The organism is Paraburkholderia sp. SECH2 (genome assembly GCF_030464795.1).
GTDB lineage: Bacteria > Pseudomonadota > Gammaproteobacteria > Burkholderiales > Burkholderiaceae > Paraburkholderia > Paraburkholderia aspalathi.
In genome coordinates this window covers 58,290-83,873 of the sequence record NZ_JALPRH010000029.1, presented here as the reverse complement: position 1 = coordinate 83,873, position 25,584 = coordinate 58,290, and the positions used below count along the sequence as shown (strand labels likewise).

At 61.4% G+C, this 25,584-nt stretch carries 23 protein-coding genes; 10 read left to right on the top strand and 13 right to left on the bottom strand.

What is annotated here, in order from left to right; translation table 11 throughout:
* The first annotated feature begins 112 nt into the window (after positions 1-112).
* The 4 genes from M0D66_RS38000 to M0D66_RS32520 all read left to right on the top strand — a co-directional run bounded on the left by M0D66_RS38000 (position 113) and on the right by M0D66_RS32520 (position 2,411).
* On the top strand, positions 113-568 hold the full coding sequence (locus tag M0D66_RS38000; RefSeq protein ID WP_307857216.1) for an Arm DNA-binding domain-containing protein: 456 nt from the start codon (positions 113-115) through the stop codon (positions 566-568).
* A 255-nt stretch (positions 569-823) separates the two neighbouring features.
* A complete protein-coding gene (locus M0D66_RS37995) occupies positions 824-1,048 on the top strand; it encodes a hypothetical protein (protein WP_307857214.1) in 225 nt (74 codons plus the stop codon).
* A 90-nt stretch (positions 1,049-1,138) separates the two neighbouring features.
* Positions 1,139-1,750: a rhomboid family intramembrane serine protease gene (locus M0D66_RS32525; RefSeq protein WP_093638770.1), complete on the top strand. Its 612-nt coding sequence runs from the start codon at positions 1,139-1,141 to the stop codon at positions 1,748-1,750.
* 334 nt (positions 1,751-2,084) lie between these two features.
* Positions 2,085-2,411 carry an H-NS family nucleoid-associated regulatory protein gene (locus M0D66_RS32520; RefSeq protein WP_200619255.1) on the top strand — a complete coding sequence of 109 codons (327 nt, stop codon included), beginning with the start codon at positions 2,085-2,087 and terminating at the stop codon, positions 2,409-2,411.
* Positions 2,412-2,474: 63 nt separating this feature from the next.
* Here M0D66_RS32520 and M0D66_RS32515 read toward each other — a convergent pair whose 3' ends face one another.
* The 4 genes from M0D66_RS32515 to M0D66_RS32500 all read right to left on the bottom strand — a co-directional run bounded on the left by M0D66_RS32515 (position 2,475) and on the right by M0D66_RS32500 (position 8,302).
* Positions 2,475-3,089: a hypothetical protein gene (locus M0D66_RS32515; RefSeq protein ID WP_211708554.1), complete on the bottom strand. Its 615-nt coding sequence runs from the start codon at positions 3,087-3,089 to the stop codon at positions 2,475-2,477.
* A gap of 507 nt (positions 3,090-3,596) precedes the next feature.
* Entirely contained in the window at positions 3,597-4,925 is a 1,329-nt protein-coding gene (locus M0D66_RS32510; protein WP_093638758.1) for an FAD-binding oxidoreductase, read from the bottom strand.
* A gap of 465 nt (positions 4,926-5,390) precedes the next feature.
* Positions 5,391-7,502 (bottom strand): acetate--CoA ligase family protein, encoded by a 2,112-nt coding sequence (locus M0D66_RS32505; protein ID WP_208620701.1) that lies wholly within the window; start codon positions 7,500-7,502, stop codon positions 5,391-5,393.
* 17 nt (positions 7,503-7,519) lie between these two features.
* Entirely contained in the window at positions 7,520-8,302 is a 783-nt protein-coding gene (locus M0D66_RS32500; protein ID WP_200654911.1) for an enoyl-CoA hydratase/isomerase family protein, read from the bottom strand.
* 247 nt (positions 8,303-8,549) lie between these two features.
* Here M0D66_RS32500 and M0D66_RS32495 point away from each other — a divergent pair, with 247 nt between their 5' ends.
* Complete coding sequence (locus M0D66_RS32495; protein ID WP_211708561.1) at positions 8,550-9,884, top strand: MFS transporter; 1,335 nt, start codon at positions 8,550-8,552, stop codon at positions 9,882-9,884.
* Between the two features lie 18 nt (positions 9,885-9,902).
* Here M0D66_RS32495 and M0D66_RS32490 read toward each other — a convergent pair whose 3' ends face one another.
* Positions 9,903-10,694, bottom strand: a complete 792-nt coding sequence (locus M0D66_RS32490) for an IclR family transcriptional regulator (RefSeq protein ID WP_211708553.1) — start codon at positions 10,692-10,694, stop codon at positions 9,903-9,905.
* 405 nt (positions 10,695-11,099) lie between these two features.
* Between M0D66_RS32490 and M0D66_RS32485 the strand changes: the two genes are divergently transcribed.
* A complete protein-coding gene (locus M0D66_RS32485; RefSeq protein ID WP_211708552.1) occupies positions 11,100-11,900 on the top strand; it encodes a substrate-binding domain-containing protein in 801 nt (266 codons plus the stop codon).
* 807 nt (positions 11,901-12,707) lie between these two features.
* On the opposite strand, the gene M0D66_RS32480 is transcribed toward M0D66_RS32485, so the two are convergent.
* The 5 genes from M0D66_RS32480 to M0D66_RS32460 all read right to left on the bottom strand — a co-directional run bounded on the left by M0D66_RS32480 (position 12,708) and on the right by M0D66_RS32460 (position 18,516).
* Entirely contained in the window at positions 12,708-12,941 is a 234-nt protein-coding gene (locus M0D66_RS32480) for a hypothetical protein (protein WP_234486665.1), read from the bottom strand.
* A gap of 293 nt (positions 12,942-13,234) precedes the next feature.
* Positions 13,235-16,720 carry a DEAD/DEAH box helicase gene (locus tag M0D66_RS32475; protein ID WP_211708742.1) on the bottom strand — a complete coding sequence of 1,162 codons (3,486 nt, stop codon included), beginning with the start codon at positions 16,718-16,720 and terminating at the stop codon, positions 13,235-13,237.
* A gap of 201 nt (positions 16,721-16,921) precedes the next feature.
* A complete protein-coding gene (locus tag M0D66_RS32470; RefSeq protein ID WP_211708743.1) occupies positions 16,922-17,701 on the bottom strand; it encodes a DeoR/GlpR family DNA-binding transcription regulator in 780 nt (259 codons plus the stop codon).
* Between the two features lie 114 nt (positions 17,702-17,815).
* On the bottom strand, positions 17,816-18,217 hold the full coding sequence (locus M0D66_RS32465; protein ID WP_093638698.1) for a type II toxin-antitoxin system MqsA family antitoxin: 402 nt from the start codon (positions 18,215-18,217) through the stop codon (positions 17,816-17,818).
* Between the two features lie 2 nt (positions 18,218-18,219).
* Positions 18,220-18,516, bottom strand: a complete 297-nt coding sequence (locus M0D66_RS32460) for a type II toxin-antitoxin system MqsR family toxin (protein WP_200619233.1) — start codon at positions 18,514-18,516, stop codon at positions 18,220-18,222.
* 166 nt (positions 18,517-18,682) lie between these two features.
* Here M0D66_RS32460 and M0D66_RS32455 point away from each other — a divergent pair, with 166 nt between their 5' ends.
* The gene (locus M0D66_RS32455) at positions 18,683-21,187 is read left to right on the top strand and encodes an FAD-dependent oxidoreductase (RefSeq protein WP_266212564.1); all 2,505 of its coding nucleotides are present in this window, start codon (positions 18,683-18,685) and stop codon (positions 21,185-21,187) included.
* On the opposite strand, the gene M0D66_RS32450 is transcribed toward M0D66_RS32455, so the two are convergent.
* The 3 genes from M0D66_RS32450 to M0D66_RS32440 form a co-directional block, all read right to left on the bottom strand.
* Positions 21,184-21,723 carry a cytochrome b gene (locus tag M0D66_RS32450; protein WP_200652812.1) on the bottom strand — a complete coding sequence of 180 codons (540 nt, stop codon included), beginning with the start codon at positions 21,721-21,723 and terminating at the stop codon, positions 21,184-21,186. The genes M0D66_RS32455 and M0D66_RS32450 overlap by 4 nt on opposite strands.
* The gene (locus M0D66_RS32445) at positions 21,720-22,811 is read right to left on the bottom strand and encodes a catalase family peroxidase (RefSeq protein WP_280519188.1); all 1,092 of its coding nucleotides are present in this window, start codon (positions 22,809-22,811) and stop codon (positions 21,720-21,722) included. The genes M0D66_RS32450 and M0D66_RS32445 overlap by 4 nt, the downstream gene beginning before the upstream one ends.
* Before the next feature lie 114 nt (positions 22,812-22,925).
* Positions 22,926-23,195, bottom strand: a complete 270-nt coding sequence (locus M0D66_RS32440) for a DUF4148 domain-containing protein (RefSeq protein ID WP_093638685.1) — start codon at positions 23,193-23,195, stop codon at positions 22,926-22,928.
* A 167-nt stretch (positions 23,196-23,362) separates the two neighbouring features.
* Between M0D66_RS32440 and M0D66_RS32435 the strand changes: the two genes are divergently transcribed.
* From M0D66_RS32435 to M0D66_RS32425, 3 genes are all read left to right on the top strand, one after another.
* Positions 23,363-24,088 (top strand): anti-sigma factor, encoded by a 726-nt coding sequence (locus M0D66_RS32435; protein WP_093638682.1) that lies wholly within the window; start codon positions 23,363-23,365, stop codon positions 24,086-24,088.
* Positions 24,089-24,231: 143 nt separating this feature from the next.
* Positions 24,232-24,750, top strand: coding sequence for a sigma-70 family RNA polymerase sigma factor (locus M0D66_RS32430; RefSeq protein ID WP_093638677.1), 519 nt, complete (start codon positions 24,232-24,234; stop codon positions 24,748-24,750).
* Positions 24,747-25,574, top strand: a complete 828-nt coding sequence (locus tag M0D66_RS32425; protein ID WP_093638673.1) for an anti-sigma factor — start codon at positions 24,747-24,749, stop codon at positions 25,572-25,574. Before M0D66_RS32430 ends, M0D66_RS32425 begins: the two co-directional genes overlap by 4 nt.
* Positions 25,575-25,584: the final 10 nt, after the last annotated feature.

Sequence of the window (25,584 nt, the reverse complement as noted above, 5' to 3'; positions counted from 1 at the left end):
AACAGTCTCAAAATAAATCGTTTAAGAATTGTTAGATCGGTTTGAGGGTGCGATTGCAGATATATATCGAAACACACAGACACCACAAAAACAACTTTAAAAACAATCGCTTATGACAAAAATCGGATCAATCAACGTAGTGGCGACGTGCGCTATCGCGTTGCAAAACTTCGCGGCCAGCGAAACGTTTAGCGTAGGTTTTTTTGCAACTGAAAGTAGTCCGAAAACCGACATCAGACCGAAGATGAAGTTCGACGCCAGACGGGCCAAGCTCCTCCAGCCGCAACAACACATAGCGTTCGACGACTTCCCCGGCCTACGACTCGAAGCTACGGCGACGCGACGCACTTGGACGTACCGATACCGATCGCCTCTCGACGGTAACATGCGACAAATCAAGCTCGGGGATTGGCCAGCAATGCCTCTCGCCGCCGCAGTCGTTCAGTGGGAGACAAAACGGGGCATCCGTGATACTGGCGAAGATCCCGCCCTCGCGCGACGCCGGGCCAGGAGGCACGTCGCCGTACTGGGCGCCAAACATGGTCTCAGTGCATATACCGTTCGGTGACTGACTGGCCCCGAGATCACTGCTACGAAAAACAAGCGCATAGAACGTGCGACTGCGCATCGCGTACCGCTCGTCGGTCGGGCTGAGCTGATCGTCCGGAGGCGATGAGCGATTTACGGCGCCAGCTATTTATTTCCTTACACTGCGCCGAAACCGGGACGCCGCCCAGCCAAGTCACGCAAATGCATTACTCAGGCGAGTGTCCGGCAGATCATTGCCCGCTGCCAACCCTACTGGAAGGGAAACAACAAGCTGGTGATTGATCGTCCAATCCCTGTGACGGGATGGACGCCACACGATCTTCGCCGTACCGCGCGCACGATGCTCGGCGCGATGGGATGCGCAAACGAGGTCGCTGAAGAGATAATTGGACGCATCAAGCCGGGTATCGTGGGGGTCTACAACCTTTATACCTACGATGCCGAAAAGCGAGAGTGGCTCACGAAGCTGGCCGGCCGCCGTGAGGAACTGGCCTTTTAACAGTGTATCGATCAGACGTAGGCTTTCCTCCGAGTTCCGCGGTAGTCCTTTACCAAATGAGGCTGAGCCGAAATCTTTGGAGAATCGGACATGTCGCAACCCGGTGTTTCATTCGCCCCATCGCGAGCCGCTGGTTCATTCGTCGACCAGCTCAAGGCCCGGGTCGTGCTGCTCGCCGTCTTTGTTGGCTCCATTTGGGCGACGTTCTTCCTGTCGGTTTCGATGCCTTTCCTGCATCTGAATCGGCATGGCGTTGTCCCGCGCACGCTAAGCGGCCTGCAGGGCATCCTGTTTGCGCCGTGGCTGCACGCCGGGCTGTGGCACATCACCGCCAACACAGGCGGGCTGCTGGTGCTCGGCTGGCTCACGATGTGGCCGCGCATTGCGAATTTCTGGCAGGCGACCGCCGGCGCCATCCTCGGCGCGGGATTGTGTGCATGGCTGCTGGGCGCGCCCTATTCTGTGCACATCGGCGCGAGCGGCGTGGTGTTCGGATACGCAGGGTATCTCGTCGCACGCGGTGTTTACACGCGCAGCATCATCTCGATTCTCGTCGCCCTATTCGTGGCCAGTAGCTACGGACTGAGTATGCTGCTCGGCGCGCTGCCCCTCTACCCGGGCGTATCATGGCCAAGCCATCTTGGTGGCGCGATTGGCGGCATCATCGCCGCGCGACTGTCGCGACAAAGCCTGCGCCCCTAGAAGGGTGACGACTGCTTCTCATTGTGGACGAGACATCGAGAGTAGACACCGCGTAACAACGCAGTCGAAAGGCCCATCAGTAGCACCAGCAGCAACGAGTTACATCCACCGGCACAGATGCCGCGGTCTCGGTACGCTTCATCATCAAACTGGTTGAGACGAACGAGCCAGCCGGTTTTGCCACTCTGTCTGCAACAGTGTTTTCAGGAATCGCACATCGACGGCAGCTTTTCTCAACAGGATACTTCGCATGTCCAAATCATCTGGTGGCAGCGCGCGTCGTCGAGACGACACGAGGCCGCTACGAGGCTGGAATTTCGAAGGGGAAACAGACATGGATGAGCAAAAACGCCAAAGTATGATTGCATACCTTCGTCGCAAGATGGCTAAGGTTGGCATCAAGGTCGGCGACGTCGCGTTGGCCATCGCCGAAGAAAGAGCGCACCGAAAGTCGGCACGTTACCGCAGTGCTTTCGGCGACACTTGGGATGGCAAGGGGGATATGCCTCAGTGGCTTAGGCAAGCCACAAGCGCCGGGCAGTCACTGGCACACTTTGCTGTCGAGAAGTCGTCTACATCGACTAGCCGCGGACGTCCGGCGATTGACTGGAGTCGGGATCCGTTCGCTGGCACGCGCCTGGCGACAGTTCGGCCGTCGTAAGCGCCATGTACTAGCGGTCTCACTCTTGTTATTCATCAAGTTGCCGAAGAAAACTGCAAAAAATCAGGATGGCGATCGCTTCCTCGTCGCGACCTTAGGTGCAGCGCGGCGAGGCTTGGTGGTCTCGAGAGAGGATAGCGGGCGCTTCCGCGTCGCCGCCTGGTTTGCGACGGTGGTCGCGAGTTGCGATCTCAGCGCGTCGAGTTCCCTGACGTATGCCACATTCGAGCTGCGAAGCGCTTCCAGATTTCCCTCCACGACGCCTGCGCGATGACGCGCGTCGCCAAGCTGAACCTGCAGCGCCCGGATTTCCTCCCGGTGCCGGGCCTCGCCCTGCTCCGCCCTGCGCGCGGCCGCTTCAAGCTCCTTCTGGAACCGCGCGCTCACGCCCCGCTCACGCTCGATCTCAAGGAGCGCCCGCTTCTCGGCTGCCCGTAAACGCCCTTCCGCGAGTTCGGCGCTGCTCCGCAGTTTGTCGAGTTCGCCCGAAAAATCGGCCCTCGCCTGCACCAGTGCCCGGTCACGCGCACCGATCTCGTCCTGCTGTCGCGCGACTTCAGCCTCAAGCGCCTGACGCATCGCCTCCCCGGCGGCCTGCGCCTGTTCAAGCTCCTGAATGCGCACCTGTGCCGCCAGCAACGCGCCGGTGCGCTGCTCGAGCGCCGTTTCGGTCCGCACAAGCTCAGCCTGCAGTGATGCTGCCTCGTTGCACGCGCTGGCCTTCTCTGCCTCGGCGTCAATCCGCAGAGCCTCGAGCGCCGCCTGCGCCGATGTGGTGGACTTCCCCCACAGCGTCGCGACCAGTTCTCCTCGGGCATGCGTCGCTCACGACCACCAGTCAGTATCTTCACGTGGACGACGATCGTCGTCATCGCGAAACAGATGAAAAGCACCGCATTGACTGGTAGTCCAGACGGCTGAAGTTCGGCCTTGGCCGTCATTCGAGGATCGACGTCGGTCTGGCCGCTACGGATCCTTTTCCTGACATTCGAAGGTTGGCATTCGCGAATGATCGGCTCCACCGCTAGCGAATGCGTACTGCGACCCTTCTCCGTCATACGAGGTCAATCTAGATACCCGGCCGCTTTTCGAACTGCAACGGCCGCTAATCAATACAGTTGAATCGTGCTGGAGGTTCAATCTCCCGGGGCAGACTGCCGCGATAGGCTCGCCCGCGGCGTCGACTCACATCATTTCGGGGCTGCCCAGTTTCGTTCCGTCGGAAAAGCGGGCCAGTCTGTAGGGTTCAATGTCGAACTGCGGCGCCTCGTCCATTACCAGCCGGCTCGCGAGCATGCCTGCACCTGGCCCTAGTCCAAAGCCATGTCCGCTGAAGCCGGATGCGATCACAAGACCGGGTTTCGCATTAACCTTCGAGATGACGGGAACGAGGTCCGGCGTCGTGTCGATCGCGCCCGCCCATGCATGAGCGATCCGCAAGCCCGCCAGCTCGGGAAACACGCTGGACACATTTTGCAGGGCACGTTCGAGCCATTCGGTATCAGGCCGGGGATCCAGCACCCGCGTTTCTTCGAACGGCGAGACTTCATCGTCGCGCCAGGTTGCGCTTGCCTCCGGTCCGTGGAAGAAGCTGGCGCCGACGCGAATCTTCAGTTTTTTCTTCAGCTTGCTGCGGAACATGGTGCGGAACTTCACCGAATGCCGCAGGTTTTGCGGCGCGAGTTCCACGCGTCCGTAGCCGGGAACAGCGATGGTGTAGCCCCCGTCCAAGCGCCTCCTCAGCGCGAAGTTAGGCCCGGAGAAACAGCCTTCAATGACCCCCGGCGCCTCAGCGGTTCGCAACGCCGTTCCCATCACGTTGATGGCGGGCAGATCGATGCCGTGATGCTGGCAGAACAACGCGCTCCAGGCGCCTCCCGCGAGAACGACGGTGTCGGCTGCCAGCCGGCCGCGCTCCGTCCAGATGCCAGAGACACGCCCAGCGCTCGTGTCGAGACTTCGTACCGCGCAGTTCTGATACACCATCGCGCCGAGACCTTGCGCGCCGCGAGCAATCGCAGGCGCGGCTTTCGACGGCTCGGCGCGGCCGTCCGTGCCAGACCACAGCCCTCCAGCCCACTTCGCACGTCCGGACGGAATGCGCGCTGCCAGTTCGCGCGCACTGAGGATCTCGCTGTTAAAGCCGACTTCCCGGGCGCGTGCAAGCCACGATTCCCACTGCGCGATGTCCGATTGATACTCCGTGCCGTACAGGATGCCTGCCTTACGAAACCCAATGTCCTCGCCCAGTTCTTCGCTTAGTTCGCTCCAGCGTTTGAGGCTCTGCATCGCGAGCGGCAACTCATGGAGGTCGCGGTTCTGCTGACGCACCCAGCCCCAATTGCGCCCCGACTGCTCGCAGCCGATGACGCCCTTTTCCAGCAGAGCCACCTGGACGCCGCGTCGCGCCAGTTCATACGCGGTGCTGACGCCAATAATGCCGCCGCCAATTACCGCGACATCGCATCGATCGGGGAAACCTTCGCTATCCGTGACTTCGTCGATCCTTAGCATTTCATAGCCGTTGGTTGCCGCTTCTTAGTACGTTACTGCAGTCAAGACCGTCTGAAATGCGCACCTGAAGCGCGATTTCATCATCCGCAGATACTGGCTACGATTTTGGTATGTTCCACCGCTTCGCTGATAGGACGATCCTGTTGTATCCGAAAGGGATACAACGATGATCCACCAGGCGCTGAGGCAATTCTTGAATTGCTATCTTGCAGACTGTTGCCGAGATCAGGTTTCTGCTACGCCACATTCTCACGCTCTTGCTTCCTGGTTACCGGTAGGCGCGCACACCTACTTTTCAAACGCGAGCGAACCACACTTCGTCGAAATGAACGTAGCAAATGGTTCGCTCGCCGAGCCCTTCGATCGGCAATCGGGAGGTCGATGTGGGTGGGATTTGCCACCTCGCTCTCGGCACGCGCAAGATCGGCGAACGGGGATGTTTCGTCGAGTGCGACCAGAGCCTCGTCATTCGTCGTGAGGCTCCGATGCGAGTACAGCAACGCCGTCAGCCGCCCGTACGCCTTGGCCCGCAGGCAGCACGAAGATCGGATTGATTTCTGCTTCGACAATACGCCCGCCAAGCTGCACCGCCATTCGCGCAAAGGCGACGATTGCGCTTACGAGGGCATCAATATCAGCGCGCGGCCGTCCACGATACCCGTCTAGCAGGGGCCACGTTTTCAGTTCGTGGATCATCGCGAGCGCGTCTGCGCGCGACAGCGGCACTTCGGTGGAGAGCAGGCGCATTGTCGTGTCCTTGAACAGTTCCGCTGTGACGCCGCCCATGCCGAGCAGCAATGCTATGCCTAACGGGTCTCGATGAAGGCCGAGAATCAGTTCCGTTCCACCGGCCACCATTTCCTGAACGAGAAACGCATTCGCGGATACGCCAGTCGCGGTTTCAACGTCGTCCCGCATACGGTTCAGGCGCGCCCCGATGCTGTCAGCTGTGACCCCAACCGCGACGCCACCCACATCGCTCTTGTGGGTGATCGTGTTCGACAGCAGTTTGAGCACGACTTTGTCGCCCAGCTCGCGAGCGGCGCTCGTGGCCTCATTCGCGTTCGTGACGACACGCTCGCGTACCGCCGTCACACCGAAGCGGGCAAAAAGCTCTTTCGCCTGCGCTTCGTTTAGTGATCCGGCGGGTAGATCGCTCACGTTGACGTCTGCTTCGGAGTGTTGTTTGTCCAAATTCACGGCGCGTTGCATGTACTCGCCGTGCTGCCACATCGCCGCAAGTGCGCTAGTCACGCTTTCGGGCGATGGGAACGCCGGCACTGCCTGCTCGTTAAGCAACCGTGTGATCTCCGGCGCGTGAGGGCTCACAAATGCCATCACGGGTTTGTCACTCCCGGGCAGCGAATCGCGGATCGCGTTAGCCATCAGGTCAGGCATCGCGAGGCCTGACGATCCAACGATAACCACGACTGCGTCGTAAGTCGGACTGTCGAGTAGCGTGCCGATCGCACCGCGCAGCAGAGCCGGCTGCAGACCCGCGAGCGTCACGTCGATCGGATTGCGGTCGAGCACTGCATGATCGCCGGTCTGGAGCGCGCGCAGCTTTGCAGCAGTCGCTTCATCGGGAGGCGGGGTCTCAAAGTTCACCATGCCGAGGCTGTCGGTGACGAGCGTGCCGGCACCGCCGGTCGAGGTCAGAATCGCCACCCGCCGCCCGGAGAGCTTGCGACGCGTAGCGAGCGCATGAGGGATGTCGAGCAAATCGGAAAACCTCTGAGCACGAATGACGCCGACCTGGCTGAAAAGCGCGTCATACATGCGGTCCGAACCGGCCAGCGCGCCCGTATGCGAGACCGCCGATCGTGCGCCTGATTCCGAGCGTCCGATCTTGAACACGACGACCGGCTTGCCCGCGGCGGCCGCCCGTAACGCCGCACGCCGGAATCGTTCCGGATGACGCAGCCCTTCCATGTAGAGCGCGACAACGGAAGTCGAATCATCGTCAACCAGATAGTCGACGAAGTCTGCCATGTCGAGATCTGCTTCGTTGCTCGTCGACACCAGCTTTGACAGGCCAATACCGCTTGCTGCCGCCCGCGACAACAGCGAGCCAAGGATCCCCCCGCTTTGTGACACCACGCCGATCCCGCCGACTGTAAAAGTGTCGGTCTCCAGCGCCCCGCTTGCCGACAGCGTGATGCTATCGGTGAGGTTGACGAGCCCGATCGTATTCGGGCCAAGCAGGCGCATGGACCCTGCTGCCTCGATCAATTGCGCCTGCCGCTTCGCGCCTTCCTCGCCAATTTCTGCATAGCCGCTCGCCAGCACGATTGCAGCGCTTGTCCCGCGGTTTGCCAGATCCCGCACCGCAACGTGGGCGCGCTCGGCGCCGAGCAGCACGATGCCGACATCCGGTGCGTGCGGCAACGACGCTACATCGGGATAGCAGGGCAGGCCATCGATCGAGTCGTAACGCGGATTGACAGGGTAGATGTCGCCGTCGAAGCTGTGCTTCCGGAGGTAAGCCACCGGGCGCCCTGAAGTCTTGGCTGCGTCCGCCGATGCGCCGATTACGGCTACGCTCGCCGGGCGCATCAATTTTGAAATTGCATTCACGTCGATCTCCTTCGTGCTCACTTGGTTTTGTTCAGGAATGCGAGCACCGAGTCGCGATGTTCACTGCTTGTGTAGCAGACGGCCTGTGCCTGGCTACCTTGTGAAAACACCTGATGCGCAGAAAGTTCGTAGCTCTGGTTGAGGATGCTCTTGCCAAGCGCAAGCGCGGTGGCCGAACCCTGGCTCAATTCGGCGGCCCAGGCATGGGCGTCGGCGATGAGCGATTCCGGGTCGCTCAGGCGATCCGCGATGCCAATTTCCAGCGCTTCCTTTGCATCTACCTTGCGCCCGCTGAAGATCAGTTCCTTCGCCCGCGCGAGGCCGACTCGACGCGGCAATAAGTACATGCCGCCACCGTCGGGAATCAGCCCGCGTTTGATGTAGCTCCACGTGAAGCTCGCTTCCTGGGACGCGAGGATAAAGTCGCAGGAGAGCGCCATATCGGCACCGAGACCCGCGGCCGCCCCGTTGACGGCAGCGATGGTCGGTTTGGGCATCGAGTAGAGCAGATTAACCGTGTGATGCACGAGTTGCTGGCGGGACCAGCCATTGAACGCAATCTCGCCGGCGTGCGCTTCCATGCGCTGCGCCATACCGCTGACGTCTCCGCCAGCGCAGAACCCCTTGCCGTTGCCGGTCAACACTACGGCGCGCACCCCCCGGTCGCGCGAAACGGTGTCCAGCGCCTCGATCAGTTCGGCACGCATTTCGTTGGTGATGGCGTTACGTTTTTCAGGACGATTCAGCGCGATCATGGCGACTTGCGAGTCGATAGTGACTTGAATGGTGGGTGTGCTCATGCGTGTCTCGATGGTTGAATTGGAGTCGACTGACAAGGTCAATCTGCCAATGCAGCTTAGCCCCACCTGCCGCCCAAGACACCCCGTTAATTCCGCTCTGTGGAACGGAGCGTATTTCATCCCAAGGCCCGATAAATTCCACTGGATGGAATTGGCGGATTGTCATCGAGCGTTCGGCGCCGATAATGGATTCCAACGCAGGACACTTGCCACGACGATCCTGCGGCCCATACAAGCCGGAGACATGATGCACGCAGCCCGTTCCAATCCAATCGACGTCAGCGCCGTCGCGCAACCGCAGGCAGAGGCCGTCTACCGGAAAGTCACCTGGCGGCTGCTGCCGTTCCTCTTCGTTTGTTACGTCTTCGCTTATCTGGATCGCGCCAATATCGGCTTCGCCCACCTGCAGTTCTCGCGCGATATCGGTCTTTCCGACGCCGCATTCGGTCTGGGTGTAGGGCTCTTCTACGTGGGGTACATGCTCTTTGAAGTGCCGAGCAACCTGTGGCTCGCGCGAGTCGGCGTGAGAAAAACGCTCATGCGGATCATGGCGCTATGGGGCATTGTTTCGGCGGGCACCGCGTTCGTGCATACGCCGACCCAGTTCTACATCGCGCGCGTGCTGCTGGGCGCAGCGGAAGCAGGATTCTTCCCGGGCGTGATTCTCTACTTCACCTACTGGTTTCCGGCCGCGCGCCGCGCACGAGTCACGTCAATCTTCATGACGGCGATCTGCGTATCCGGCATCATCAGCGGGCCTGTGTCGGGATGGATACTCAATAGCATGTCCGGCTTACTCGGCTATAACGGCTGGCAATGGCTGTTCCTTCTCGAAGGATTCCCGTCAGTCATCGCCGGTGTCTTTGCCTATGTCTATCTGACGGACCGCCCCGAGCAGGCGACCTGGCTCACGGACGACGAGAAAGCCCTCCTGCTCGCGGAGCTTAACCGCGACGCGCAAACGAAGGCTGCACGCGCTCATGGTTCGATCTGGGTCGCATTGAAGGAACCGAAGTTTTATTTCCTCACCTTCGCATACTTCAGCGTACCGTGGGCGAGCATCGTCGTGCATATCTGGGCTCCGAGCGTGATCCAGAAAAGCGGCGTATCGAACTACTGGCACATTGGGCTTCTTTCCGCGATTCCGTATGTGGTCGGCGCAGTCGCGATGTATCTGCTCGGTCGAAACTCGGATCGTATGCTGGAGCGGCGGTGGCATTTCATGGCAAGCGCATTGATGGCCGCGCTGGGCGTCGCGCTTTTGCCGGCGGCGGCCAATCACGCAGGCATTCTGGTAGCACTGCTTTGCGTCGCGACGGCTGGCTATCTGGGCATGCTGTCGCTTTTCTGGACGATCCCACCCGCGTACCTGTCGAGCACCGCCGCAGCAAGCGGCATCGGCCTCATTAGCAGCCTCGGTCAGTTCGGCGGGATTTCGGCTCCTTCGGTGATCGGCTACGCATCGACGCACTTCGGTAGCAGCGCCGTGGGCCTCTATGCGGTTGCGTTCGTCTCCATACTCGGCGGTCTTGCGGTGGTGCTGGGTATTCCAGCGCGCGCGATCAGTGAACGCCGGGAATGAAAGAGAAGCTTGCAGTCTTCAGCCTTCCAGGCGCGCGCATGCGGCCGTAATCTCGTCGCGCAGACCCAGCAGGGGCGCTGCCAGTTCGCTTACAACGCTGTCGTTTGACGCCGCCGTGCGGACGCTAAAGTTCAGGACCAGCAAACGATGTCCGGGAATGGCGAGGGGTGTCGCGAGTGCGATCACTTCCGGTTGCCAGCTTGCAACGCAGAAGCCTCTTCGGCGCACATCGTCTACAGCTTCGCCGATCTCCCGCGCGAGACGCTCCCAGCCGCTCCGTTTGCGCCGCTTGAACGCGTCCATCAGGGCGGTGAATTCCGTCTGCGGCAGCGCTGCGAGGTACGCGCGCCCGAGCGAAGTCAGTTCCATCGGCACGCGTTGTCCCGAGACGATCGTACGTAGTGAGGCTCGCTGGTTATAGCGAATGGACTCAAGGTAGACCATCTCTTCCCGGTCGGCGCCCGCGATTCCGACATTGATGCGCTTTGCCTGGGCAGTGTCGCGGATTAGCGGTCCTGCAGCATTCAGTACCGTGGATCCGCTGCGCAACGCCTGCGCCAGACTGAGCACCGGCAGGCCCAGTCTGTACGCCCTGCGTGCCGCATCGTGCTCGAGATAACCCGCCTCGACGAGCGTTCGCGTAAGGCGGCTCACCGTTGCCTTCGGCAGGCCGGTGCGTTCCGCGAGTTCTCCATTGCCGAGAAGTGTTGCACCGGGACCGAACGCGCGCAGCAGTTCGAGCCCGCGTTCGAGCGATCGATTCGATGGGGTAGCGTTCGATTGCGGTTGTTGATTCGTGTGGTTCGCCATAGACAGTGGGTCTGCCGTGCTTAACGTGAAAAGGTCGATTGTCGATGCCGAATCAGACCGCATCGTAGCGCCGCGGCCAAGTCTGCGGATCATCTCGCGATTGGCGTCCGGAGCGGCAACCTGTAGGAGGCGACGTTTTGTCGGCGCAGCAGATGGTACCCCTCCTGGATTTCGTGTGGATATTTGCAGAATCGCTGTGCAGTTGCGGGCTTCTCTTCTGAGAGCCGGATGGTTTTGCGGATCTTCGGTCCGGCCGGGTTCCCAACCGACCGCACCCATTGCTGGAGCATGCGCAAATTTGTGCTTCCTGCCAGCGACATCTTCCCTGAAGCCACTGCATGTCAGTACATGCAGTGAGATTCGACACCTGAAAAAACCGTAGCTTTACTAGAAAAGGATAATCCGATGGTCATCAACATTGCAAAGCTCCGACGCGCGACCGTGTCTGCCGCACTCTGCACCGCGTCACTATTGTCAAATGCGGTTCATGCCGCTGACGTTCATGTTCTGGCAACTGGAGCGCTCTCAGCAGCGTTTAGGGAGCTCGGACCAGGGTATGAACGGCAGACCGGGAATCACCTCGTCATATCGTGGGGGCCTTCATACGGTACGTCCGCTGACGCGTTACCCATGCGCATTAAGAATGGCGAAGCAATGGACGTCTGCTTCATGATCCGCCCTGCGCTGGACGAACAGATCAGACAGGGCAAGTTTCTCCCGGACACTCGCACAGATCTCGTTGCGTCCCGAATTGGCGTCGCGGTCCAGGTCGGCATGCCGAAGCCGGATGTCAGTACTGTGGAAGCACTACGTAGTGCACTGCTCGCAGCAAAATCTGTAGCATTCTCTGAAGGAGCTAGCGGCACCTATATTACTGAGACGTTGTTCCCCAAGCTTGGCATCGCGCATCAAATGAAAGCCAGGAGTATTCAAATCAAAGGGAAGGAACTGGTCGGAACGGCCATTGAGCGCGGCGACGCTGAACTTGGATTGCAACAGATCAGTGAACTTCGCGCCATTCAGGGGATCCAGTACGTCGGGGCGCTCCCGCAAGAAGTCCAGAAGGCAAGCGTCATTTCCGCCGCCTTATCAACTAACGCGCAGGAGCGGGAAGGCGCCGCAGCCCTCATTTCTTACCTGAGAACGCCGACAGCATCGGCAGTATTCGGCAAGACGGGGCTTGATCCAATCAAGCCCGGGAAATAGATCGCATTGGTCCTCCCGTCGTGGTGCCCCCGGAGGATAGGCCACCGAGACACTCGCTTCGCTCGTTGTTAGGCCTGTCCGAGCGGGAATGGGGCATGACCTTTGAGAAAGATAGCTACGGTGCTTCGTTTGATCCAGTCAATTCAAGCGACGGCCCGCTCGCCCAAAGCGGTCGTTCAGGGATTTTCGCGGGGTATCTCGTTTGGGTCGAGAGCACGCATCCGCTGAATTTCGGCAGGACTTTGGCAGGCGTTAGGTTGTAAGCGTCCGGTCAGTAGCGCATAGCAGACGTGCAAGCCAAGATGTTCGAACGGCGGCAATGGCCGACCAGCAGACTTTCCGTGCCCTGCGCGTTGCAAAATCGCGCCAACACCGCTTAGAGCGCCCTGCTCTACAACGCCTCGCCGACGTTTGCCACGATAACGGGTGTTATCGCCACCGCTCTGCTCCACAATGCCTTGGCGAGTTTTGCGGCGATAACCCGCGTTATCACCGCAATCCATCTATACACATCTGCCGTGCGAGGACCAGGTGGCTCGCGGCTGGCCCCTCTGGCCTCGACAGTCGAAGTGGCGTCCCGCCAACGGCAGATCACAAAGACAACCGGACATCCAGCCGCTCTGCTTCCCGACATAACGCGACATTGGTTTGCATACCTTGCAGTCCTATGCGACGACCCAGTCGTGGCCAGCAATCGGACCACCCGCTTGCTGCATGCGACCGCCCGAAACCAGACCGCCAAGATCCACTGGTGCGTAGCCAAAATCGTTGACGAGTCCGATCACCACTGCCTTTGCGTCCTTGTCGTCACCGGAGACGAAAATGACGCGTTTTCACGTCGATGCCTTCCTGCGCTGCCTGCTCTATCAACTCATTCAGCGTGTAGCCCTTCTCCCTCGCCGCGCCAATTTGCGTCCGAATGGATTTAACGCCGTCTCCCACCTTGAGGTGCTGTTCATCTTTGCCCTTTTCCGGGAGCGCACCCAGTCTGCGTCCAAGTGCCTCCCATTGCCCTCGCGTGAAACTTCGAACAACCGGCATGATTCGCTCCGATGTAACACCGTCACACGCATCTTGCGTAGGCGTTTACTCATCGTCAATACCAGTTCCTGCCGGTCATCAAGACTGGTGGAATACACCGGAATGCTGAAGAACGTAGGGGAACAGAAAAGTATTTTTTATACGGTCGCTCGAATTCCCCTCAGTGCACATGGAATTCAACATGCTTCATCAAGCGAGCAAACGGGGATTGACGGGTTGGCGGGGAACCTTGCGCTTTTGGAGGCGCGTCACGCCGCAGTCGGAATCTCCGCGGCGCGCGCAGCCTGCACTTCTCACCTGCCACTTTCAATCTCGGGCATCGGCGCGAATAGTGCGTCGAGGTCGTCGTCCGAGAACTTGGCGGCGCCGGCGGCGTCTTCGGAGAGAATGCTGTCGGCAAGTCCCGCCTTCTGCTCCTGCAACTCCACGATCTTTTCTTCGATACTGCCCGCGGCAATCAGCTTGTAGACAAATACGGGCTTATCCTGCCCCAGCCGATGGGCGCGGTCGGTCGCCTGATTCTCGGCAGCAGGATTCCACCACGGGTCGTAATGAATCACGGTATCCGCAGCGGTCAGGTTCAGACCTACTCCACCTGCCTTCAGGCTGATCAGGAACAAGGGCACCTCGCCTTGCTGGAAGCGCTCGACCGGCGTGATGCGGTCCGTCGTGTCGCCAGTCAGAATGACGTAGGGAATCGCGGCTTCCTCGAGCGCGTCGGCAATCAGCGCCAGCATGCCGGTGAACTGCGAGAACAGCAGCACGCGGCGTCCTTCCTCGATCAATTCAGGCAGCATCGACAGGAGCAAATCGAGCTTGGCCGAACGCGTGACACGTGCGCCCTTTTCGACCCTTTCCGCTTTTTCCACTTTGCCGCGCTTCCCGCCCGGTTCGCCTGATTCCCCCGGCGCCTCATCAACCCTGATTTTCCGCACGAGACGCGGATCACAGCACACCTGGCGCAGCTTCAGCAAGGCATCGAGCACGATAATGTGGCTGCGCGCGAGGCCCTGCGCGCTGACCGCCGCACGCACCCGCTCCTGCATGGCCGTCCGCACTGTTTCGTATAGATCGCGCTGCGCGCCCTCCAGATCGACTGAACAGACGATGGTGGTCTTGGCCGGCAACTCCTTCGCGACCTCGTCCTTACGACGGCGCAGCATGAACGGCCGGATGCGGCGCGCCAGCAGCGCGCGGCGCACGCCATCGCCGTTCTTCTCGATCGGATTGCGCCAACGCTTGGTGAAGTCTTTCTGGCTGCCGAGAAAGCCCGGCAACAGAAAGTCGAACTGCGACCACAGTTCGCCGAGGTGATTCTCCAGCGGCGTCCCCGTCAAACACAGCCGATGCCGCGCGCGCAATCCGCGGATCGCCTGTGCGGCTTTGGTACTGGCATTCTTCACGTACTGCGCCTCGTCGAGGATCAGCAGGTGATAGTCATGCTCGGCGAGCACCTTCTGATCGCGCCACAGCAACGCGTAAGTCGTCAGAATCAGGTCGTGTTCGCCGATCTGCTCAAAACGCTCCTTGCGCTGCGGGCCGTTCAGGACCAGCACTTTCAGATCGGGTGCGAAGCGCCGCGCTTCCTCGCGCCAGTTGTGCACGAGCGTGGTCGGCACGACGATCAGCGCGGGACGGTTGAGCCGCCCTGCTTCCTTCTCCGCGAGGATGTGCGCGAGCGTCTGCACGGTCTTGCCGAGCCCCATGTCGTCGGCGAGCACGCCGGCCAGATCGTGTTCGCGCAAAAACTGCATCCAGTTCAGGCCCTGCTGCTGATACGCACGCAGTTCCGCCTTCAGACCACGCGGTACCGGCACCTCGTGCAAGCCCGGGCCGGCCTGCAGACGCTGCGCCAGCTGGCGAATCGAATCGTCGCCCTGGAATTGCCAGCGGCCTGTGCTGTTCAAGGCTTCGAGGCGGCCCGCATCGACGGAGGGCACCCGCAGCGGCGCGCCTTCGGCCAACGTGCCGCCCAGTGCGTCGAACAGATCGACCAGCACGCGCACCACCGGCTTCAGCCGGTCGGCGCGCAAACGCAGGCGCTTGTTTTCTTCGGTCTTCAGCTCGATCGGTTCGTCGTCGGCGATCGCTTCAAGCGCGCCGCCGAGCCAGCGACGGTCGCGCCGGAACAGATCGGCGAGCAGCGGCTCGAGCCGCACATTGCGCTCGCCGATGCGGATGCCCATCTCCAGATCGAACCAGCCGTCGCCCGCCTGCTGCGCGGTGCCGTCGATCGCGTCGATCTCGATGATGTTGTAGCGGAACTCGGGCGCCATCGTCACGCGCCAGCCTTTGCTCACGAGCTCAGGTACAGCGTCGTTGACAAAGGCGGACCAGGATTCGGCATCGGGCAGGCCGAGCATCGTGTCAGGCAAAAGCCGCGACGCGTACACGCGGCTGGTCGGGACTTTCTGCAGGCCGGTCTTGCGCAGTTCGAGTAAGCGCTTCTTTTCGGCTTCGTAGCGGCGGCGGATATGGATGACGTCGCCGCCCGGCATGGGTACGAGGGTGACGCTGCTGTCGACATTGATGCTAACGCCGTCGTAATCGAAGCTGACGCCGGCCAGTTCGACTGCCTCTGATTTTCGTTGCCCCGCCTTGGCTGTGGACGGCAGCGCGTGGCTATTGAGCGTGAGCACCGGCACGGGATCGACGTCGATCACGCGAATCGCGGAGGCGTCGTGCGTGGGCGGCAGCGGCAAATCGGGCGCGATCTCACGCAACACCGAGGCGACGAGCGGCGCTTCGGCGAGCGAGATCGGCGGCATGGCGAGGTAGTCGGGCAACTGCTGGAACGGCAACGACGATTCGACGAAACCCGCTTCATTCGCGACACCGTCCACGTACCAGATCGGCTCGGTGGGCAGCACCATGGTGGCGCGCGGCTCAGTGCACAGCACTGGCCGCAGGCGTTCATCCGCCAGCGGTTCCCATTCGATCCGCCCGGGCCGGGTGGCGCCGCGCGACAAAGGCGTCGGTCCGTCGTGACCCGGCGCCGGCTTGAACTCGAAGAACAGGCGCCCCGTGGCCATCAGCTTTTGCAACATCTCCGCGCCGCTCGTGCCGCGCAGAACGAACTGGCCGAAATCCTCGCGCGAGCGGCCCAGCCACAAACCGCGCAGGATCGACAGGTCTTCGTCGGAGACAAACTTGGGTTGCTTGAGCAAGGCGGCTTCCACATTGCCCCAGGGCTCGTCGACTTCGACAATCGTGCCGTCCGGATTGCAGTGCGCCCGGTACAGCACGACTTCGTGGCGCATGTGGAACTTGGACCAGTTCAGCAGGTAGGCGAGCGTTTGGGTGCGTGCGGCGCCCGCCTTCTGGGCGACTGCATCGGCGGCCTCGGCGCGTGCGCGAAAACGCTCGAGCCAGCTGACCAGTTCGGGACGTACGCCGGATGGCGGTTGCATCGCTGATCCGGACGGCGCCTGAGGGTAACCGGCGGACGGGCGCTCATCGGAGTCGATGCCAGTGTCGACGTTGGTGATGTGATCCATCTCGTCGTGATACTCGAGCTCGGCGAGCAGCAGCGCGGCGACATGCTTGCAATTGCGGCTGACCGGGCAACTGCATTCGCTCTGCGCCCACGGTCTGCCGCCATCAGTGCGGAACCGCACTTGCGTGTGGTAGGGCAGCACCCGTGAGCCCTGCACATAGCCGCTGAGCTTGGCGCCGTCCCATTTCACGTTCGTGACTGCGCCGACCGAGCGTGCCTTGGCGACGGTGTGGTCGCCCAGCCATTCCGTAATCCTTTCCCGATCGAAGAAAACTGACGACATCAGGGTCCATTCCTTTTCAAGCCGGCGGGGGCAACCGTGCGCGGACGCGGAATCGGCGCGGCAGGCGACGAACGGCGACTGCCCGCGCAGTTTCAGCCCGGCATAGATTGCCCGTGGTAACCGGCCATTTTACGCGTCGGACGAAATTAGCTGTAGAGACGGCTTCCAAGGCAGTGCAAGGGACGGATGGCCTGGCTTCGCTCAGAGTGCAGGGTCGCTGGATGCCCCGACGCTCACTTCCAGCCCCGCTGCCGCGAACACCTGAGCGAGCGCCGGCGTTGGCGCCTCATCGGTGACCAGCAGATCGACCGCATCCGGGCCGAAAGCATGTACCAGCGCGCTGTGGCCGAACTTCGCGTGATCCGCCGCGACCACGCGCCGTTCGGCTTGCGCAAAGGCGGCGAGCGAAAACGCCACGTCGGCGGGCAGTGCGTCCATGAAACGGCCCTGCAGGTCGATCGCGGTGACCGACACGATTGCGTAGCGCACATGGAACTGGCGCAGGAAGGCAAGCACGCTGTCGCCGACTGCAGCGGAGTCGTCAGCACGCAGTTCGCCACCCGCGATGAACACCCGGTTGCCGTTGCGCGGCGCCAGCACGCGAGCGACTTCGATGGAATTGGTCACTACCGTGAGCCGCGAGCGCGCGGTAAGAGCCTGGGCGATGTGCAAGCAGGTCGTACCACCCTCGAGGATCAGCGAGTCGCCGTCCCGCACGAGTTCGCTGATGCGCGCGCCGATCGCCTGCTTGCCCTCGCGGCTTGCCACCATGCGCCGCTGGAACGGCGGCTCGTCGAGCCGCTCGGGCAGCATGATGCCACCGTGGACCTTGATGAGCAGGCCGTCCGCGATCAACGGCTTGATATTGCGGCGGATGGTCTCGTCAGACACCTCGAAGCGGCCGGCAAGATCGGTGATCGTGCAGGTACGCTCGTCGCGGACGAGTCGCAGGATTTCAGCTTGGCGTTGGGTGGAGAACATAGGATCGAGACCGGGAGACGGTGCCCAGTCTAGCAAACACCTCATGGTTCGCCAAGAAATCTCAACGCATTCCCATATAAATCCACAATCGGCATGCTAAAACAGCATTAAAACTCAACCTGCCCTTACTTCCGCCAGCAACTCGGGATGGCGATCCAGCACCTTCAACAGCTTGATTAGCGCGAGCGGCGGCTTGGTTTTGCCATTCTCGTACCGCGAAAAAGCGTTCACGCCGCCACCGAAAATTTCCGCTGCCTCGCGCTGATCCAGCTCAAGCTTCTTGCGGACGGCGGCAATGAATGCGGGATCTACTTGCGATGCATTCACCTCCTTGTTGAAGGCAAGCATCATTTGACCCGTGCGGGTCGCCTCGTCCATGTCGAGCACAGCCTCTTCACATGCCGGGCAATAGTCGCCGGTGACGGCCTCGAAGACGGCTGTTTCCCCTTTGTAGACATAGCGCATATTGCGCGTATCCCGCACCAGTTCGGCCGCTCCGCAATTCGGGCACTTCATGCTCACCACTCCTTGAATGACACGACGAGGACGTCGTCGACCACCGTCAGTTTCAAATAGACCATGCCTGCTTCGGTCATGGCGCAGTAGACGTCCTGCCAGACCCGGTGGTCCGCGTACGTAGTCATGCTTTTTCTGAAAGCACGCCGATCGAGGGACATCACCGTTTCGACAATCGCCGCAGGCCCGAAGCCGAGTGCCGCAGCCCCGATCACGGCCGATTTCGTGATTCTGATCTTCCCTGCACTCGCCAAGCCCTGGACATCGGCCAACTTGCAGTGAGGCGTATTTTTTTCCACTCTTGCCTCCGATTGATATTAACCTACTTGGTTATAAAAAGGTAGGGCGGCCGTCTGTTACTGACGTATCCGCGACATCCTTTGATCCCACATCAGCCAAATCGATCGTTGCTTTTTGCCAAATTTTGTTGCAATCTACGCACGTTAATTCAACCAATTTCCACATATGTCCACACCCATTCCCACCCACGCCCGTGTCGCCATCATCGGGGGCGGCATCATTGGCTGCTCGGTCGCCTATCACCTGACCAAACTGGGTTGGACCGATGTGGTTCTGCTCGAACAGGGTCAGTTGTCGTGTGGCACGACCTGGCACGCGGCCGGCCTCGTCGGCCAACTGCGCGCGCAGGAAAGCATGACCAAACTGATCCGTTACTCGACCGCCCTCTACGCCGAACTAGAAGCCGACACCGGCCTCGCGACTGGCTGGAAACAATGCGGCTCGCTCTCGGTGGCCCGCACGGCCGAGCGGATGACGCAGCTCAAGCGCACCGCCGCTGTCGCGCGCGCCTACGGTGTGGCGTGCGACGTAATCAGCCCGCAGGAAGCCGGCGATCTATGGCCGGTGATGCGCACCGACGACCTGCTCGGCGCCGTCTGGCTGCCCGGCGACGGCAAAGCGAATCCCACTGATCTGACCCAGGCCCTCGCCCGCGGCGCACGCACGCGCGGCGCACGCATCGTCGAGAACACCCGGGTCACGGCGATTCACACGCGCACCGCGCTCGAAGACAAGGCAAACGGCACGACAGGCGCACGGGAAGTCAGCGGCCTCGCGTGGCGCAACAAGGACGGCGAAGAAGGCACGATCGGCGCGGACATCGTCGTGAATTGCGCGGGCCAATGGGCCAAGGCGGTGGGCCGCCTGTGCGGCGTGACCGTGCCCTTGCACTCGGCCGAGCACTACTACATCGTCACCGAACGCATTGCCGGCGTGCATCCTGACCTGCCGGTGATGCGCGATCCGGATGGCTTCATCTACTTCAAGGAAGAAGTGGGCGGTCTCGTGATGGGCGGCTTCGAACCGAACGCGAAACCGTGGGGCATGAACGGCATCCCGGACAACTTCGAATTCCAGTTGCTGCCCGACGACTGGGATCAGTTCGAAATCCTGATGGAAAACGCGTTGCAGCGCGTGCCCGCGCTCGAAACGGCGCAAGTAAAGCAGTTCTACAACGGCCCGGAATCGTTCACGCCGGACAACAACTTCATGCTCGGCGAAGCGCCGGAATTGCGGCGTTTTTTCATCGGCGCGGGTTTCAATTCGATGGGGATCGCATCGGCGGGCGGCGCGGGGATGGCGCTCGCCGAATGGATCGTCGCGGGCGAACCGACGATGGACCTGTGGCCGGTCGACATCCGCCGCTTTGCGCGTTTTAACGGCAACGACACCTGGCTGCATGATCGCGTGAAGGAAACGCTCGGCCTGCACTATGCGATGCCGTGGCCGAATCGCGAACTCGACAGCGCGCGGCCGTTCCGCCGCTCGCCGCTGTATTCGCTGCTGCGCGATGACGGCGCCTGCTTCGGCAGCAAAATGGGCTGGGAGCGTGCCAACTTTTTCGCGCCGACACCCGCAGAAGCACAGATCGATTACGCGTTCGGCCAGCAAAACTGGCTGCCGTGGAGCGGCGCCGAACATCGCGCATGTCGCGAGGGCGTCGCGCTATTCGACATGACGTCGTTCTCCAAATTTCTCGTCAAAGGACGCGATGCGGAGAGCGTGCTGCAAGGCATCGTCGCCAATGACGTAGCCGTACCGCCAGGTACGACGGTCTACACCGGCATGCTCAACGAGCGCGGCACCTACGAATCGGATTTCACGCTCACGCGCCTCGCCGACGATCAATACCTGCTGGTCACCGGCACCGCGCAAACCACGCGCGATTTCGACACCATCGAAAAAGCGATTCCGCGCGACAAACACTGCACGCTGGTCGACGTCACAGGCCAGTACGCCGTGCTCGCTGTAATGGGCCCGCGTTCACGCGAGTTGCTGCAAAGCGTGTCGAAGGCGGACTGGAGCAATGAGGCGTTCGCGTTCGGCCAGAGCCGCGAGGTCGATCTCGGTTATGCGACGCTGCGCGCCACCCGCCTCACCTACGTCGGCGAACTCGGTTGGGAACTGTACGTGCCGGTCGAGTTCGCAGTCAGCGTGTATGAAACCTTGCAACAGGCAGGCAAGGCACTCGGCCTCGTCAACGCGGGCTACTACGCGATCGACTCTTTGCGCATCGAGAAAGGCTACCGCGCCTGGGGTCGCGAACTGACGCCGGATACAAATCCGTTCGAGGCGGGTCTGTCATTTGCCTGCAAGCTCGATAAGGACATCCCGTTCCGCGGCCGCGACGCGTTGTTGAAATTGCGCGCCGAGCCGCTGCGCCGCCGCATGGTGGTGCTCACCGCCGACGGCGCCGCCGATCGCATGCTGTGGGGTGGCGAAGCCATTCTGCGTGACGGCAAGCCGGTCGGCTTCGTCAGTTCGGCAGCGTTCGGGCACACGCTCGGCTGTCCGGTGGCGATGGGCTATATCAACAATCCGGACGGCGTCGCCGATGCCGCGTATCTGAATAGCGGTCAATACATGATCGACGTAGCCGGCGATCTACTGCCGGCGACCGTGCATCTGAAGGCGCCCTATGATCCACGCTCGGAACGGGTGAAGGGCTAACGTCCGCCGCGCGCCATACTCGAAAACACCCCATCGCGGCGGATCAGACCATGAAACAGCGCCGCCGCGAGATGCAACAGCACCGTGGCGAACAGCGCGAATGCTAGCCATGTATGCAAGGCACGGAGTAGCGCGAACAGCTCCGTGTTATGCGGCGCGATCGGCGGCAAATGCAGGGGACCGTATAGCGTAATCGGATATCCCCCGGCGGATAGCATCCCCCAACCGATCAACGGCATCGCGATCATCAGCGCATAGAGGATGAGATGCGACAGCCTGGCGACAAAACGCTGCGGCGCCGGCATGTAGGCCGGCAATGGCGGACTGCCGCGCCGGATACGCACGCCCGCGCGCAGTATCACCAACAGCAGCAGCGCTATCCCAAGCGGCTTGTGAATCGCGATCAGCGTGGTATGCGCCCGCGACACCGTCGCGACCATTCCCACGCCGATAAACAGCATGGCGATGATCAGTGGCGCCATCGTCCAATGCAGGAGTCGCGCTAGCGGACTGAAATGGGTACGCGTCTGTGTCATGAACGCTCTCCGTTCGACTTCGTTTGATGAACCTCGGGATGCAACGATTCTTCGCGCGTGCGGCGCTTATACGACAGCGCGTACGCTGCCGAGCGCGCGGCGAGCAACGGATCGTTGGAAGGCCGGATACCGGCCGGCAAGATGGTCGGATCAAAATTAACATCGCGACAGGCACCGTCTTCCTGCGACGTCGTGTGATCGATCACCAGCGTGCCGGCGTCGATATGCTGACGATCGTCGGGCCATTGCATCGTCGCGTCGTCGATGGGATCGCCGGGTTGCGCGACCGTCAGGATCAGATGCCAGCGCAACGGTCCATTTTGCAGACGCTGATCGAGATCGGCTTCGAGGAAATTCTTCTCTTCCTTTTGCGCATCGGTGATCGATGCATACGGCGTTTCAGGCACCATCGCCCAACGCACGGCGCGAGTATTGCCCGCGCTGTCGGTGAACTGGAATGCGTTGATGCTGTAGTACGCGGCATTCGCCAGACTCGACGACGGCGGATGCGCCTTCACCCATGCTTGAAACGGCTTGGTCTCCGGATTCGCCGCATAAAACGCTTTCAGCTTTGCGGGGTCGGGTTTGCCGGTCGCGGCATCAGGTTTCGCCGCGACCAGTTGCTGATAGAACTGCTCGGGTGTATGAACCGCGAACACAGGTGTCGAATTCATCCCAGTGCGCCACTGCTCGCCATTCTGCAGTTGGAACAGCAACGCCATGCTGCGCACCGGTGAACTCGTGTCGGGCGCGGACGGGTTGCCCCCTGGAACCGCGAAGCGGCCGATGACCGGCGTGCGGCCCGGCGCGAACACGGCAGCACGTGAAAGTACCGAACCGTCGCCGCTACTGTCGAAATACCCCGCCACACACAGGCCCTTTGCATGGTTGCGGCGATAGCCGGGATGAGCCTGGCCGGCCACCGCTTCGAAAGTGTTGATGATACGGGGCGCGGTGAGCCGCGCAGGTGTCAGCCAGCCCGCCGTATAAGCGAAGCCGCCGGCAAGAACCGCGACGACCGCGCCAATTGCCGCGAGCCGGCATGGCATGCATGGAGGCGCAGCGTTGGGAACGGATGGTTTTGTCACGACGACTCCTTGACTCTCGGAAAGATGCACTCATCGGCAAACACCGAATTCGGCGATCTATTCCATTCGACGTCCGGCGCGTCCGTTCCGTGTGCGCGCCGGCTATCGATACGGTCAATTGACGCTGCCTGCGGTCGCGGCGCCGCTCGCGACATGGTTCGCGGCGGCCGCCTTGGCGGCGAGTGCTTCCTTGTTGTGCGCGACCTGCTGGGCGAAGATGGGGTTGACTTCCGGATACGATGTATCAGTGACATAGTCAAGGCCGTTCTGCTGGGCTTCGATCAATTCCTGGTACACCTGAGCACGTGTCTTGCCTTCTGCAAAAACGCTCGACGAAGCAGCGAAAACGACGAGGGACAATGCGGCAAAAGCGATCTTCTTCATGATGAACTCCAGAGAGTTTTGTGCGGGTTTGCATGAGGGATAACCACGGGTTTCCGGCTTTTATTCCTGCCTTGGCGCTTCGTAAGAAACAAACTTCGAACGTGGAATAAACTCACACCTGCGTGTGTTCGCCACTCGATAGCTGAAATCCGACGAATGCCGAAACCATGACCTCAACCGCTCCTCCCTCCGATTCACCGCCTTCCGAAGCCGACATTCAGGCCTACGCCGATGGCACGCTGACGCCGGAACGCGCTGCGTTTCTGGAGGACTATCTGGGCAAGGATCCGGCGGAAGCACGCCGCGTAGCGTTCTACGACAGGCTCAACGCGCAAATGCAGCAGGCCTTCCAAACAACTGACGAACCCGTTTCGACCCGCGCCGAAGGACGGCGCGGCGTACTCGGGCGGCTAAAGGCCGGGGAACGCCGGGGCAAGGTGGTGAACGCTGTCGTGGCGCTCGTTCTAACGCTGATCGCCGCGAGCGGCTGGCTGGCCGCCACCCAGGTATCCCGGCAGGCACTCAACAATGCGGCCGTGATGGCGTTGGCGGAAACCGCCACCGCACAGTATTCTGCCGCCTCGCCGACGCGGACCGACGTGTCCGCGCCCAACCTCGCGGCGATCGGGTTGAGACTGGTGGATCAAAGGGTCCTATCGCTCAGTCCACTCCAACGCGCCACCGAATTCATTTATCTGAACGGCGACAACCGCCCCGTCGTGCTGATTTCCTCGCTGGCACCGCTGGCGCCGGCGCAGCCGCAGTGGGCCGCCCTGCGCATCGGCGAGATCAGGTTGCTGACCTGGACGGTGCAATGGCAGCGCTTCGTGGTCGCCGGCGACGCCCGCACCCACGGCCTGATGCGCGCCGCCGACGTGATGACGATGCGCTAAGCCCTTTCCAGGTTTTTGCGCAACGCGACAAAAACAACGGAATAAAATGTGCCCACGTGTGTTTGCACCTCGAATACGCGTGGTGGTTCAATCGACGGCTGCCCACCCGGCGCCTACGAGAAGCCCCACGATTGGGATAGAAAATGGATGTCCGTGACGAGTTGATGGAGCATGTGCCGCGCTTGCGGCGCTATGCGCGAGCGCTGATCAACAATCGCGATCTCGCCGACGATCTGGTGCAGGACACGCTCGAACGCGCGCTCGGCCGTACCGGCATGTTCCAGCCGGGCACCGACCTGCGTGCATGGCTGTTCACGATCATGCACAACGTGTTCGCCAATCAGGCGCGCAAGGCTTCCGCACGCGCGGTTCACGTAGCGGTCGACGACGACAGCGTCCACGAAAGCGAATTTGCCGTGCAGTCCGACCAGACCCGTTCACTGGAAATGCGCGACCTCGACTACGCGCTGCAGCGTCTGCCGATGGAGCAGCGCGAAGTCGTGCTGCTGGTCGGTCTCGAGGAAATGAGCTACGCCGACGTGGCGCTGGCGCTGAACATTCCGATCGGCACGGTGATGTCGCGCCTGTCGCGTGGGCGCGAGCGGCTTCGGGCATTGATGGCGGGCACGCAGCCCGGTGCAAAACTACAGGTGGTGCGATGAGCGACCAACACACGCCGATCGGCGAACAAGAACTGCACGCGTACGTGGACGGCACGCTGTCCGACGAACGACGCGTCGAGGTGGAGCGCGCGCTCGAACAGAACCCCGAGTTGGCCGCACGCGTCAGCGATTATTTCTCGCTGAACAACATGTTTCATGACCGCTATGACCGCGTGCTGAGCGAGCCCGTGCCCAAACGTCTGCAAACGCCTCTGGCCAGTGGGCGCCGCTGGCGCATAGCCGCCAACTGGCCGCAGTTTGCGGGGATGGCGGCAGCGCTGGTGTTGGGCGTGGGCATCGGCGTCGGCACGCATATGGGGCAGGACGTCGTGGCGCCGGTCGCCGGTCAGTCGAACACGCGCCCGGTCAGTGCGGACAGTTCGGAAATGTTTGCGCGGCAGGCCGCGGTGGCGCATGTGGTCTATATGCCCGCCGTCGACCGTCCAGCCGAAATGACTGCGGATCATGAGCAGGATTTCGTGCAATGGCTGTCAAACCGGCTCGGCACCAACGTGCATCCGCCGATGCTCTCGAAGAGCGGTTTCAATCTTTCGGGCGGCCGCCTGTTGCCGGGCGCCGATGGACCGACCGCGCAGTTCATGTATCGCGGGCCGAATGGCGAGCGCGTGACGCTGTGCATTTCGCACCGTCAGGTGAATTCGAATACCACTGCGTTCAAGCTGTATCAGGACGGGCCAGTGAACGTGTTCTACTGGGTCGACGGCGACTTCGGCTATGCGGTGTCAGGCGGGATCGATCGCAAGGTGCTGTTGCAACTGTCGCATGACGTGTACTCGCAATTGACGGGCGCCGCGCCGGGTTGAGATGCCTTGT